This window comes from Streptomyces sp. NPDC002055, assembly GCF_040296705.1.
GTDB lineage: Bacteria > Actinomycetota > Actinomycetes > Streptomycetales > Streptomycetaceae > Streptomyces.
On record NZ_JBEOXS010000032.1, the window covers coordinates 37,796 to 50,654 of the forward strand.

Below are 12,859 nucleotides of genomic sequence, written 5' to 3' on the forward strand. Positions count from 1 at the left end.
TGCGGCGGTTCTGTAGATGTACCCTTCCGTGGCCCGCTCATGGGACTCGCCTGCCAACCGGAGCGGTAGTCAGCCCAGTTCTCCCCGCTGTACGGCAGCCACGAAGCAGGCCCAGGCCTCGCGCGAGAAGGTGAGCACCGGACCTTCCGGGTTCTTGGAGTCCCGTGCGCCCGTGGTCGTCGGGCCGAGAGCGGCGACCTCGACGCACTCCGTTCCGCTTCCCCCGCTGTACGAAGACTTCACCCAGTTGATCCTGTCACGTGCGGTGTCACGGGCTTCCATCAGATCTCCTTGCAGACTCTGTCGATGACCGCGGCCGATGCAGAGATGTCCAGTGCCTGAGCTCGCAGGTACTCGAACGCCAATCTATAGCGTTCGAGTTCCTGTGGCTTCTCCATGAACAGGCCACCTCCCAGGATGTCCACGTAGACGACGTCGAGTTCCGGCGAGGCGCCTCCGAGGACGACGAAGCTGCCGACGGCTGCCGCGTGCGCCCCCGTTGCGAACGGAAGGATCTGCACGGTGACGTGCGGAGTACTTGCGGATTCGAGCAGGTGTCGCAGTTGGTCCCGCATGACCTCGGGGCTGCCGACCACGCGTCGAATCACCGCCTCGTCGAGCACGGCCCAGATGTGCGGTGGGTCGACTCGCCGCAGCAGCTCCTGACGCTTCATGCGGATGTCGACCATGTGCGTGACTTCGTCTTCGGTGCAGCGCATCTCCGAAGCGCGGTGCACGGCTTCGGCGTACGCACGTGTCTGAAGCAGGCCCGGGACGTACATGCTCGCGTAGTGGTCCTCGCGCACCGCCTCGTCCTCGAGTGTGAGCATGAGGTTCATGGATTCCGGAATGGGGTCGGCCAGCGACCGCCACCAGCCCTGGATCTTTGCTCCCTTGGCCAAGTCGACCATGGCGCGACGCTCTTCGTCCGAGGCGTCGTACTCGCGGCACAGCGCGTCCACGGCAGGCCACTTCACTGTGCCCTCCTTGGTCTCGTACCGACTCAAGGTGGCTTTGGAGATCCCCACGCGAGTGCCGGCGTCCTCGAGCGTGAGCCCCTTGCGCTCACGGAGGCGTCGTAGCTCCACGCCCAACTGGCGCCTTCGGGTGGTGGGTCCAACAGCCATGGTCCAGGCCTTTCGTGTCGATCGCCTGAGACTGCACGGACGCGAGGCGGGGACACAAGGTGGCGCACACCGGGGGCGCGCAGCGGAGCTGTTCACCTCCGTCCGACCCATTGGGAGAGTTCCAAAATGGAACTCTCACTGCCACGCTGAGGTCCACGGCGAATGCTGTGAGTGACGATCGCGTGGAGGGTGGGCTCGGTGAGGTCGAACCGGTGTCAGGTGGCAGAGAAGATGTGGGAGCTTCCGTTCCTGGCGGAAGCCGAGGGGATCGCGTCTCTCAGGAGACTCGTTCGCACTCGCCTCGACAGTTGGGGGCTGTCCGAGCTGACCGACTCCGCTCAGCTCTGTGTGAGCGAACTCGTCGCCAACGTGGTCACGCACGTCGGTATCGGTACCCCGGCCACGCTCGCACTCTCCGTGGAGGGCTCGACCCTTCGCGTCGAGGTCGCCGACCCCGACGGTCGGGGGCTTCCCGTGCTGCTGGCCGCCGGACCCGATGCGGAATCGGGTCGAGGGATGCGCATGGTCGATGCGGTGGCGGTCCGATGGGGGGTCGCGCCCACGGCGTCCGGGAAGACGACCTGGTGCGAGATCGCCGCCGGTTCGGGTCCGGAGGGGGAGCAGGTCGGCCGGCGGAGCGTGATCAAGGCGGAAGCGCTCCTCACGCTCTACGGACGGGACCTTCCTCCCCTGGCATCCGGCGCCACGCCTCTTCGCCTCGTGGCGGCCGAGGAGGCGGCGGTGGATCTGATCGCGGATCTCCTCCATTGGCTCAGGGCGCATGGGTGTGACCCCGAGCAGACCCTCGACCGCGCGCAGATGCACTTCGAGGCCGATCTCTAGTAGGGCTTGGTCAGGTTGGTATCGCCGTGGGTACGTCGCGGTGACAGGTGGGGCAGGCGCCGGTCCAGGTTGCGAGGAGGAGCTTTAGCTCGCGGACTGCTTGGTAGAGGCTCAGGTCGGCGCCGTACCTCTTCGGCGGGCAAGCGAGACCCTCAAGGTCGCCTCGGCTCTTTCGCCCAGGAGCTCGACCCGACCCGGCGCAGGTCCTGACGCTGATCGATCAGCAGTTCCGACCTCGGGGCCGAGCCCGTCCTCCGGGAACTGCACATCCCCGTTTCCAAAAGGCAATAGGGCAGCGGCGATGCCCACGCAGGGTCGGCACCCCGAGAGGCACTGTGCGGTTCAGGTTCTCCACCGGTCGACTGGTCGTGGCCGTCACTTCCCAAATCTCGCTTCTGAAGGCAGCCGAACGATCCGTAGCGCCCCGAGTCGTGATCGTCCGTACCCTTCCGTCTGCCGACAGGACCGTCCTGTCTTGCCGGATCTCGAGATCGGCGCAGCCCGATGTGTCAGTGCCCACCGCTACTGTCGTCGTCCAGCGTCGGGAATCGACTCAGGGAGAGTGCTGACTGTGGGCGGGAAGCTGCGGGTGGGGCAGGTGTATCGCTATGCGAGCGGCAAGGATCCGAAACCGGAGCTACTCGACGGCTTGCCCAACTTTCACCACGTGACTCACTCATCGGGTCACAAGCGCGCCCTGTTGGAGGCCGGCATCAACGGTATGGCCAAGCTGCCGACATCCGACGGCATACGGCGCCCGGCGATCCTCATCCGCTCCAGTCCTTGGAAAGCCGGCACCGAGCAGACCCCTTGGCACGACGTCTTCGACATGGACAACGGTCACGTCCGCTACTTCGGCGACCACAAAGCCGGTTTGAGCGTTCCGCCCGGCACGACCACCGGCAACGCCGCCCTACTCGACGCCTTCACGGATCATCAGGGCCGTACCCCCGATGAACGGGCCGCCGCCACGCCTCTGCTGCTGTTCCGCGCCGTTCCCCGGAACGGCAAGCCCAAGGGTCATGTGGCGTTCTGCGGGCTCGGCATCATCGAGCGGACCGAGCGGTTGGTGCAATGGGGAGGTCGTGAGCACACGCCGTTCGTGAACTATGTCTACGACATCGCTCTCATCGATCTGACCTCTGAGGACGACATGGTCGATTGGGCATGGATCGAGGCCCGCAGGGACACGGACGTGTCCCATGCTCAAGCCCTCGGCCTCGCACCCCGGGCGTGGCGGGAGTGGGTCAAGCACGGTTCGTCGGCTCTTCCCGGACTTCGTCGCCGGGTCGCCCGGGCGCAGGTGGCCAAAGTGCGCGATCAGCGCCCGAAGCCCGGCAGTGGTGAAGCCACGGACCTGGAGATGGTCTACAAGTACTTCGACGGCCGCAAACACGATTTCGAGGCGTTGGCCGCCGCTGTGGCAGCCCGCGTGCTGCGTGGGGCGGGCCACGGGTACGTCGAGGGTTGGCTCACACGTCGGTCGGGTGACGGCGGAGCCGACTTCGTCGGACGTCTCGACCTCGGCGGTGGAAGCGGCCTGGCGGGCACGAGTCTCGTGGTCCTCGGGCAGGCGAAGTGTGTCAAACCCGACACCCTCATCACCGCGGAGCAGATCGCCCGCGTGGTCGCCCGGCTGCGGCGCGGATGGATCGGGGTCTACGTCACCACCGGCTCCTACTCCGAGTCGGCGCAGACCGAGATAGTGGAGGATCAGTATCCGATCATCCTCCTCAACGGCATGAGCCTGGTCGAGGAACTGCGGAGCATGGCCAGGGACGACCATGGCGGCGACCTGGCGGCGTGCATCGAGCACGTCCTCGCCGGTCGGGAAACCGCGATCACGAACCGACGCCCCGAGGAGATTCTGCTGCAGTAGCCGTTCGCGGGTCGACTCCCTCTTACGGACGGTGAACCCCTGACGACTCCCCTATCCAGAGCAGCCGCCCGCGGTCACTTGGGCGTTTACGCTCCGACCGCCACGGACAGCGACTCTCGGAACACGCCTTCCAACTCCTCGTCGAGTACGTCCGCCGGCAGCGAGTCGAAGGAGATGAAGGCGTTGAGCCTGAGCACTCGCATGAGGAAATCCCGAAGCACCGGTCTCTCCGCGCCGGGCGGGATGTCCAGCGTCTGCCAGACCCTGACGATCGCCCGCACCAGATGGGGACTTCCGCCGATGGAGGTGCGTCGGGCGTAGATCTGGTCGAAGTCCGACTCGTTGAGGACGGACAACGAGGCGTAGAGGTCTTCCCTCCCTCCGTCCTCGTCGTACAGAAGGTGTGCCCGCCACCACAGCCGACCGAAGACGTGGCGGGTGACGTCGGTCCCCAGCACCCTGTCCCGGTGGAGATCTGCGAATCTCCAAGCGGAAACGTCCGGCAGGACGACTAGGGAGAGGAAGGCCCAGAGGTCACCCGCGACCGCCTCCGCCGGAACGATGCCCGAGTCCCTGTGGAGGACCGTCGCCACATCGATGTCGAAACCCGCCGCCTGCCTCCTGGCGGGCTTGGTGGGATAGCCGCGCTCCGTGGCGCATGCGAGCACCGCCTCGCGCAGGGATCCGAGGCCCCGCTCGGGAAGACGAGCACCGCCGGTGGCCGAGTAGAACATGGCCGGATGGGAGAGAGCCGCACGATCACGGAGGTGCTCGACCGAACGGTGCAGGTACTCCTCCCGGAGAGCGGTCGCGGCCGCGGGGAGAAGACGCGGATACAGGTAGACCATCACGTCTCCTTGGAGAAGAGGCCGACGGCGTGCTGGATCTTCGCCGAGAAGAGCGCCGGGTCCGTGCGACGCGTCATGCGTAGGGAGGTGAGGGATGTACCCGGAAGGAAGGTGTGCAGAAGGCCGAGCAGCGTGTGACCGAGCGTGTCCGGCTCGAACCGGGACGTGTCCGCCAGTTCCTCGTCCGCCACGGCCCGCTCGATCATCAGGCGGACGACGTCCTGTCGGACGGCGGACTGGATGAGCCGTTCCGCGTACGATGCCTTCTCCGCACGGCGAAGCGCGTTGAGCACGATCGGCGTGCCGCTGTTCACGAGAAGCACGACGGCGCCCATCGTCGCCGCCTCCAGGTTCGGACCGATGTCGAGGTACCAGGGGGCCTTCTCCGGGTAGCCGGCGCTCTTGAAGTCGACCACCGCCATGGGGAACTGCGACGCGTCGCCCTGCAGCCGCACCCCGGCCCGGTGATGCCAGAGCACGGATCCCGCGCGCCGGGGGCCGGTCGGATCCGGGTTGTCCAGAGCCTTCGCGAGGACCAGCTGGGTGTCGACGGACAACTGGCCGCCGCTGTCGCGTCCGATCACGGTGAACGAAAGCTGTGCCGAGCGAGTGCCCCCGCCGTGCAGCGTGATCCGGTCGGCCAGTCGTCGAAGGCCGCTGCCGGTGGAGCTCCAGATCACGGAGAGGGCGAGCTCGGCCTCGTACGGAAGGCCAGCCGAAGCCCTGACCGTGTCGAGGTCGACCCCGACCACCGTCTCGAGAGACAGGTCTCTCTGGAAGTCCCAGTCGGGTATGAAGGCGGGCAACGGAACGGCTTCCCCGTCCTCGGACTTGAGGGACCACTCGGCCATCGACACCGATCCGACGGCCGCCCTGCGATAGGGGTAGGCGCGACGGTTCACCGGTCGCCACCCCCCGCCTCCGCCACGACCGTCAACTCGGTCATGGTGTCGGGGGCCGGCTTGACGATCAGGGACCAGACCGTGCCGTCACCGCCGATCGCACGCAGCGAAGGCCCGTTCGTCATGGGGCCGCTCCCCGCTCGCCATCCCAACACCGTGGGGATCGACGCCCCGATGGGTGGCTCCGTCTCGACACCGCGGTCGTCGCCCAACGCGACGACGGGACGACCGTGTACGACGCAGGAACCCGCGTCGGGCAGGGTGAACCGCTGGACGAGGACGGCTTCACCGTCGACGACGTCGTGTTCGGGGGCGCCGTCGTACAGGACGCGCCGCCGACCGGAGGGGCTCGATCCTCCTCTGGGACCGGGGATTCCACCGACTCCGGCCGTCCCCGCGGAACCCCGTCCGGTACCCGCGGCCCCTCCGGGGGACGTCGTACCCGTGGCGAAGACGGCTTCCGCGCCCTCCCCCGCCGTACCCGCCATGAGCCCCGCCATGAGTCGACTCATCCCCGCGAGGGAGACGCCTTCGCCCGCCTCGTTCGCCACCGGGGCGGGCCCGGAAGCCTCCTTCATGGCGTCGTTGATCTTGCGGAGGGCGTGCTTGGCCAGGCGATGCTCGTCCCCGCTGAGCTTGTCCACGAGCCAGGCGTCGTGCGACGCGGGCTCCGCCGCCGCGAAGACCCGGTCCATGTCGGCATCGGCGCGAAAGACCGCGGCGTAGCCCCCGCTCTCCTCGAAGAAGGGGGGTCCCTCGAGGTACTTCACCACCAGGTCGACCGGCCGCATGAGGCACGTGTGGTGAAGCCGGTCCCCGATACCCGCCTCCTGCGCCACCCGAGGGGGTCTTCCCTGAGGTGAGATGAACTTCCGCATACCGAGTCGGCCGAGGACACGTCCCAGGGACTTGTGCTCGACTAGACGGTTCATGTCGTCGTAGGTCCAGACGAACGGGCGCAGGTGGGGTACCTCCGACGGCCTGGGAACGGCAACGACCCGGCCCTCGTGGCTGGCGGAGAATCGCATGGGTGCGTCGCCCCCCTCCGGGAGCATCTTCGGCCAAAGGTTCCAGACCATCGCGTCGACGATCCACCGCACGGCCTCGGCGTCGTCGCGTTCGCCGAAGACGGGGTCGAGGATCGCGACGGAGGTTCCGGTCTCGCCGTCGGGGAGGGATTCCAGGCCGAGCCTTCCGGCGACCTCGTCTGCCTCCTCCCCGACCAGCGGCTCGACGTAACCGTGCCGGACCCTCCCCCAGAAGTGGCGGCCGGTGAACGTCTTCGCGCCGCCGTCGCCTTCCACGGTGTAGCTCTCGTGCACCGCCCACCCGATGAGTCGGGTCTCCAACCGGTCGTCCACTCGACAGCGCGTGTGCACGACCACCGTGTGCGATGCGGAGAGGAGGTGGAACACCGCCTTTCCGAAACCGTAGGTGCCGCCACGACCGGTGACCTTGCTCGAGCTGCCGGTCTTGCGGACGAACGACGCGAAGTCCGACTGCCCGGGAACCGCGATGTCCGCGCGGGTGGGTCCGCCCAGGCCCCTCGTCCCCGTGTCGGTGACGGTCAGGATGCGCAGAGCGGGACGTGCCAGGGAGGCGCGGAGCTTGAGGTGCCGAAGCTGGGGTGCGTCCGCGGCGAGGAGATCGCGCCACACCGGTGCCTCACTGGGGCCGAGGGTGCGCAGTTCCACTCGGTAGTCCACCGGGCCGTCCCCGGTCCGCGCGTCCCAGCTGTTCTGGGCCGACTCCCTCACGAGGAGCGTCAGGGGGTCGAGCTCGGTGCCGTCGAGGTTCTTCAGAGCGCCCTCGGCCGTGCCTCCGCCGCCGGGGGCGTAGGGCTCGGACGACCAACGCGGCGGTTCCGCGATCATGGCATCCACCCCATCTCGTCCAGGAAAGCCTCCACGGCCGGATCGTCCAGCATCGGCGAGTGGGCTCCCGCCAGATCGACGGTGTAGCGAACGTCCAGGAGTCCGTCGGGTACCGGCTCGCTCAGGGAAGCCTCTGTGAGACGGGGAAAGGTCCCGTCGACCTCGTACCAACGTTCCTCGACGGGTGACACGCGCAGTGCACCTTCGTCGTCCGTCCGTTCGTGCCGGTAGCCGACACGTGCCAGCCGAAGCCACAGCTCCGACTCGTCGACGCACAACCGCGCCGCCTCCGCGGCGAGCTCGCCGACGGTCCGCCCCCGTGGGTTCCGTTCGAACCGATGCCAGGCCAACACGAGGCGACCGTCCTGCGGCGCCTCCATCTGGTCGAGCCCGTGGACGTCGAAAGTCCTGCGCTCCGACGTCGTGTGGGTGCTCTTCACCTCCACGGCGTGGAGGCCGTCGGAGAAGTCGTGCCGTCCGCCCTCGGGGCCGGCCCACCACCTCACGGCGCCCGGATCCTTGTCGAGCAGGCGGAGCAGGACCGACAACTCGCCGATGAGGCCGATCTCCTGTGCCTCGGTGAGCGTGCGGGGTATGCCGCTGAAGAGTTGACGCCAGCGGTTCACCACCGCCAACGTCGTGCGGTAGGGCTGACGTCCGTCCGCCTCCAGTGCCACGAGGACGTCGGCGCACAGCCCCGTGAAGACGTCGTCGAGATCCCTACGGGTACAGACGACGTCCGCGAAGCGGCCGTAGGTCTCGTCGTCCTCCAGGGCCCGCTCCCTGACGCGGAGTGTTCCGCCGATCCGCCCGGTGGGGATGCGCCGGCGTCCCCTGAGGGGGATCAACAGGTGGCGCAACGAGTAACCGTCGGTCGCCGCGGAGACCGGCCCGTGCTCGGTGACGACGGGGAGCGGGGAGGTCCTGAGAGCAGCTCCGGGGCCGAGAGGGGTGAGGTCCAACTCGGCCCAGTGCCGGTCGAGCACACGCCGCAGATCGGCGCCCCCGCTCAACTGTCTTCCTCCTCGAAGAGCAGAGACAGGTCCTCCTCCTCGTCGTCCTGTACGCGGGACAGGTCGGCACTGTAATACTCCACCTCGCTGTCCTCTCCCCGAGCCATCGGGAAGACCAGACCGACGCCGATGACATGGTCGACGGCATCGAGCGGGGCACGCCTCTCGCGCTTCGTCGGTGACGGCGACAGGGCGTCGATCGGATAGAGGGTCAACAACGCAGTATCCGGAGCCTGCCCGCGCCTGGCGTTCTTCAGCGCCTCCTCGTTGATCTCCGTCAGCGCACCGAGGTCGAGGTCGACGCCGGCGTCGCGACGGCTCATCAGGGTCTTGATGTCGGCGGCGTCGCCTCCGCTTTCGCTGAGCTTCGCTCGGATGACGCGGTCGACGGCGAGCCCGGGGGCGAACTCGTACCGCTTGTCCGGATCGTCGCCGAGTGGATTGCCGATGATCGCCACGTTCCAACGCTTGAGCGCACCGCCACCCCCGGACCGCACCCGACGCTCGACGTAGCTGCGCAACAGGTCCGCGTCGCACTCCAGCGACTTGCCGTGGAAGCGGTATTCGTCGAGGAAGTCCAGGACGATGTCGTAGGGCACACCTCGGAGGATGTGGCGGCCCTGCGTCCCTCTGTCCTCGTGTCGGGCTCCCGCCAGTCGCAGGGAGCGGTCGACGAGGTCGTGGGCGGCCTGCCGGTTGGCCTGCAACCACTCGGCGTCCCGCGTACGGAAGTAGCGGGTCTGCACACGCTGCCCTCCGTACGCCGCGCTCGCCTTGACCGCGTCCCGCATCTTGCCCGCCGCCGTGATGCGGAGCGACGGGTGGGTCCGCATGCGGACGGCGAAGGTCCTGGGCGTCTTGTCTTCGACCATGTACACATCGATGTCCCGACGCATCTCCGACTCGACGGTGGCGATGTGCCTGAACCAGTCGCGCATCCCGTCCGTCATCCAGATACGCGGCAGGTCCGCGTACCCTTCGCGGAAACCGAACCAGCGTCCCATCTGCAGCAGCGAGTCATACGTCGTGGCGTTACGCACGAAGTAGCTGACGGCGAGCCCCTCGAGGGTCAGGCCACGCGACAGGGTGTTGCCGCCCACGGCGATGGCGACGACCGGACCGGCCTCGTAGTCCAGTCGCTTCACGCTCTTCGAGTTGTCCAGGATGATGCGGCAGTCGTCCACCACACCGGCCAGCAACGGAAGGAGGGCGTCGAAGTGAACGGGCGTCTCCCCGAGGTCCGGCTCGTTACCGGGGACGCGGGCGACCTCGGCCTCCCAGAGCCGCCTCAGCTCGTCGAGAAGCTCTCCGTCGGCGGTTTCGAGATATCCGGCCGTCCGTTTGCGGAACGCCTCCAAAGGCCCTTCGAAGCTCTCGTGGACCAGGGTGCTGACACTGCTGTGGATCAGCATCGTGGAGTGGGGCACGCCCGTTCCGCGTACCCGTCGGGCGGCCGTGACGAGCCAGAAGTACAGAACGGCCGTCCTCAAGGCACCGCTGATCTCGGGCACGAACCCCTCGATCTCGTCTCGCCCCGGTCGAACGAGGGGCACCTCCTCGTCGGGGACCGTGCGGATCATGTCGTATCCGTCCGGTACTTCCTGCGGGTCCTCGCCGTCCAACGCGTCCCGACCGAACAGGACCTCGGTACCGAAGTGTCCGAGCGGCTTCGGCAGGTTGACGACGAAGTCCTCGGGATAGAGGTCCTTGGCGGCGGGGTCGATCAACAGGTTGGCGAAGGGCGTGGCGGTGTAACCGACGTATCCCCCGCGGGGGAACAGATCGATGATCTCCCGGATCAGGGGATTGGTGCTGCGTGAGGCGACGCTCGCCTGGTCGGCCTCGTCGTCGATGATCAGTGTCGGGCAGTTGCGCAGGTAGTCGGGCGCCTTCTCCAGCCATGCCTTGAGCTTCCGCAGCCTGGGCACGTTCTTCTTGATCACGCAGAGGACATGCTGCTGACTCTTATCACCGAAGAAGGCCGCCGGGTTGCCCGCGGGAGGCTCGAAGTCCCCGACACGACCGGTGAGCGGGTGCCATTGGTCTATAACCGGCTCCACGAGCTGCCGTTCGAGACGGAGCTGGGTCTGCAGTCGCAGCCCGTTGTGGATGCCGGCAAGGACGATGAAGAACTTGTATCCGGCGTCGGCCGCCTTCGCGATGAGCGCGGTGAAGTTGCTGGTCTTGCCCGACTGCACGTACCCGACGACCAGTCCCCTGGTCGAGAAGGCGCTCTCCAGAGGGTGGTCGAGCATCGAAACGACCTTGGTCGACGCGGAGTCGAGGCCGCGCAGGCTGTCCTCGTTCCACGACTGTTTCGCCAACAGGTTCCTGAGAGCGGGCCAGCACCTGTCGTCGTCCTGGGGACCCACGTACCAGGTCTCGCGGTTGTTCCGAACGACGGAACCGGGCTCCCGCTTCTCGCGGACGGCGATGGTCTCCTTCTGATGGCGCTCCGCGATGCGCTTGGCAAGCTCGTCGGACATGCCGAAGAGCTTGATCGTCGCCAACGCCTGTTCAGGCGTGTGCGTCTTGATGAGGCGCTTGAACGCCTCATACTGACTTTCGAACTCGTTCAATCCCCACCCCTTGGATCCGCGTCGTTCCGCGATCGTGGGGCTGGCGGTCCGGTCGCCGTACGGTTGGCGTCGGTGCCGCCGTCTTGTACGGCCGCGGACATCAGCTACTCCGAGGTACTCCTACCTCGCGCCCTCCCCAGGGCGCGGGCTGACAGCGGGGCACCTCGACGTCGTTGTCCAGTGAAACAACCTTATATGTGGTCGCTACGCCGGCAGGGGCCCAGCGCAGAATGAGCCGTACCCGATCACGGCTGCACGAACACGTTCGCCGATCACGCGGCGGTCGTGAGCCTGCGCCGGGGCTTCCGCACGCAGGGCACCCTCGGCGCTTGAGAGTCGTGGAGCTCTCTTTGGGCCAGAAGCAGCGGTGCCAGATGCTCGGCGATGGCCCGTCCCAACCCGACGGGCACGGCGTTGCCGATCTGACGCGCGATCTGTGTCCTGCTCCCGCACCACTGAAAGGTCTCGGGGAAGCCCTGCAAGCGAGCCGCTTCCAGGTGTGTGATGGGACGGTGCAACCAGGGGTGGAGGTAGCGCCCCTTCTCCGGTTTGAAGAATTCCGTACGGATGGTGACCGATGGCTTATCTCGGTGCAGTCGACCCATCACGTCCGCCGAGCCGGTCTTGTGGTTCTTCCAGCAGCGAGAGAGAAGTTCGAAGGGGATGTCGAACCTGTTCCCCCCCTCCGGGATGGATCGATAGCGCGCCATCGAAATTGGCTTTATTCCATTTCGACTCAGGTGTAGTTCATCCATAGAGAAGGGGCCAGCGAAATCTTGCCCGTTTACGATTTTCCGCCGAGCGGGGAGATCCGGGGACATTTTGCGCAGGACAAGGTCCGAGATCGCTTGCCATACCGTCTGTTGAGGCCCGTCGACAGGCCCCGGAATCAACCGTGACTGCAGTTCCATATCCGGGACCTCGTCGACACGACTGGAAGTCCCGGACTCCGAAGGCAACAACAAATCCTTACGAATTCCAATTGCGATGGTCCGGAAGCGTCGCTGAGGGACGCCGTGATCCGCGGAGTTGAGAAGGTCGTCAAAAATGCGATAGCCGGAGAGAGTCCCCCCAGCAAGCGTTTCATCGAATAGATTTCGAAATTCTGGAGACTTCCTGAACGCGTCGACGTTCTCCATCACAAATACCATCGGCCGTACCGTCGAAACGACTTTCAGGTAGTGACGCCAGAGCTGATTACGCTCATCGTCCGGGTCTTGATTACCGAGTCGCGAGAATCCCTGACACGGCGGGCCACCCAACACGATGTCGGCTTCAGGGAGAGCTCCAGGCCGGTTCACCCACTGTGCGATGTCCCCTTGGTGGATGTGTGCTCCGAAACGTTCGGAGAAGTTGACGGCGTAGGTAGCCGCCGCGGCAGGGTCGAGCTCTACGGCCGCGACCGGGCGGTACACCGCTCGGCCCTCGTGCAGGGCCTCCACGAAGCCCTGCGTCAGCCCCCCACACCCGGCGAATAGGTCGATCGTCCGTAGCGGCGGGAGATCGCTGTCGCCGCTGGCCGCCTTCCGGGAGACGCCGACTTCGGGATGTGGTTGGGTCATTGACGCACTGTAGCCGGCCAGCCGGCTACAGGACAACCTTGGCACCTTACAGCCCGACGGTGTTCTACGCCGGCCCTCAATCCGGTCACCCACACGGATCCTTTTCGACGCAAACCACTACGCTCGAAGCGTGGTCCACGTACGCACGGAGGTCAGATCCCCCGCTGTCGCCGAAAAGGGCGGGCGCGCCGCCCCAGTCGAGCATCCTCCACCCCGTGCCTGGCGTCCCCGG

General features: G+C 66.7%; 10 protein-coding genes. 2 read left to right on the top strand and 8 right to left on the bottom strand.

The window, feature by feature from the left end; genetic code table 11:
- Positions 1 to 69 precede the first annotated feature (69 nt).
- A complete protein-coding gene (locus ABT112_RS20770) occupies positions 70 to 282 on the bottom strand; it encodes a DUF397 domain-containing protein (RefSeq protein ID WP_351511626.1) in 213 nt (70 codons plus the stop codon).
- Entirely contained in the window at positions 282 to 1,127 is an 846-nt protein-coding gene (locus ABT112_RS20775; RefSeq protein ID WP_351511628.1) for a helix-turn-helix domain-containing protein, read from the bottom strand. The genes ABT112_RS20770 and ABT112_RS20775 overlap by 1 nt, the downstream gene beginning before the upstream one ends.
- Positions 1,128 to 1,346: 219 nt before the next feature.
- Here ABT112_RS20775 and ABT112_RS20780 point away from each other — a divergent pair, with 219 nt between their 5' ends.
- Together ABT112_RS20780 and ABT112_RS20785 are read left to right on the top strand one after the other, a co-directional pair.
- Positions 1,347 to 1,970 carry an ATP-binding protein gene (locus ABT112_RS20780; RefSeq protein WP_351511629.1) on the top strand — a complete coding sequence of 208 codons (624 nt, stop codon included), beginning with the start codon at positions 1,347 to 1,349 and terminating at the stop codon, positions 1,968 to 1,970.
- Between the two features lie 571 nt (positions 1,971 to 2,541).
- Positions 2,542 to 3,849, top strand: coding sequence for a restriction endonuclease (locus tag ABT112_RS20785; RefSeq protein ID WP_351511631.1), 1,308 nt, complete (start codon positions 2,542 to 2,544; stop codon positions 3,847 to 3,849).
- Positions 3,850 to 3,935: 86 nt separating this feature from the next.
- Here ABT112_RS20785 and ABT112_RS20790 read toward each other — a convergent pair whose 3' ends face one another.
- From ABT112_RS20790 to ABT112_RS20815, 6 genes are all read right to left on the bottom strand, one after another.
- Positions 3,936 to 4,697, bottom strand: coding sequence for a DUF6339 family protein (locus ABT112_RS20790; protein WP_351511633.1), 762 nt, complete (start codon positions 4,695 to 4,697; stop codon positions 3,936 to 3,938).
- Entirely contained in the window at positions 4,697 to 5,599 is a 903-nt protein-coding gene (locus ABT112_RS20795) for a hypothetical protein (RefSeq protein ID WP_351511635.1), read from the bottom strand. The genes ABT112_RS20790 and ABT112_RS20795 overlap by 1 nt, the downstream gene beginning before the upstream one ends.
- On the bottom strand, positions 5,596 to 7,473 hold the full coding sequence (locus tag ABT112_RS20800; RefSeq protein WP_351511636.1) for a hypothetical protein: 1,878 nt from the start codon (positions 7,471 to 7,473) through the stop codon (positions 5,596 to 5,598). The genes ABT112_RS20795 and ABT112_RS20800 overlap by 4 nt, the downstream gene beginning before the upstream one ends.
- Positions 7,470 to 8,486, bottom strand: a complete 1,017-nt coding sequence (locus ABT112_RS20805) for a PD-(D/E)XK motif protein (protein WP_351511638.1) — start codon at positions 8,484 to 8,486, stop codon at positions 7,470 to 7,472. The genes ABT112_RS20800 and ABT112_RS20805 overlap by 4 nt, the downstream gene beginning before the upstream one ends.
- Positions 8,483 to 11,065, bottom strand: a complete 2,583-nt coding sequence (locus ABT112_RS20810; protein WP_351511640.1) for a Z1 domain-containing protein — start codon at positions 11,063 to 11,065, stop codon at positions 8,483 to 8,485. The genes ABT112_RS20805 and ABT112_RS20810 overlap by 4 nt, the downstream gene beginning before the upstream one ends.
- A 272-nt stretch (positions 11,066 to 11,337) precedes the next feature.
- A complete protein-coding gene (locus tag ABT112_RS20815; RefSeq protein WP_351511642.1) occupies positions 11,338 to 12,627 on the bottom strand; it encodes a DNA cytosine methyltransferase in 1,290 nt (429 codons plus the stop codon).
- Positions 12,628 to 12,859: the final 232 nt, after the last annotated feature.

What these genes read in the sequence shown, in the direction of transcription:
- ABT112_RS20770 (WP_351511626.1), bottom strand. Translation starts at nt 282, where the DNA reads ATGGAAGCCCGTGACACCGCACGTGACAGGATCAACTGGGTGAAGTCT.
- ABT112_RS20775 (WP_351511628.1), bottom strand. Translation starts at nt 1,127, where the DNA reads ATGGCTGTTGGACCCACCACCCGAAGGCGCCAGTTGGGCGTGGAGCTA.
- ABT112_RS20790 (WP_351511633.1), bottom strand. Translation starts at nt 4,697, where the DNA reads ATGGTCTACCTGTATCCGCGTCTTCTCCCCGCGGCCGCGACCGCTCTC.
- ABT112_RS20800 (WP_351511636.1), bottom strand. Translation starts at nt 7,473, where the DNA reads ATGATCGCGGAACCGCCGCGTTGGTCGTCCGAGCCCTACGCCCCCGGC.
- ABT112_RS20815 (WP_351511642.1), bottom strand. Translation starts at nt 12,627, where the DNA reads ATGACCCAACCACATCCCGAAGTCGGCGTCTCCCGGAAGGCGGCCAGC.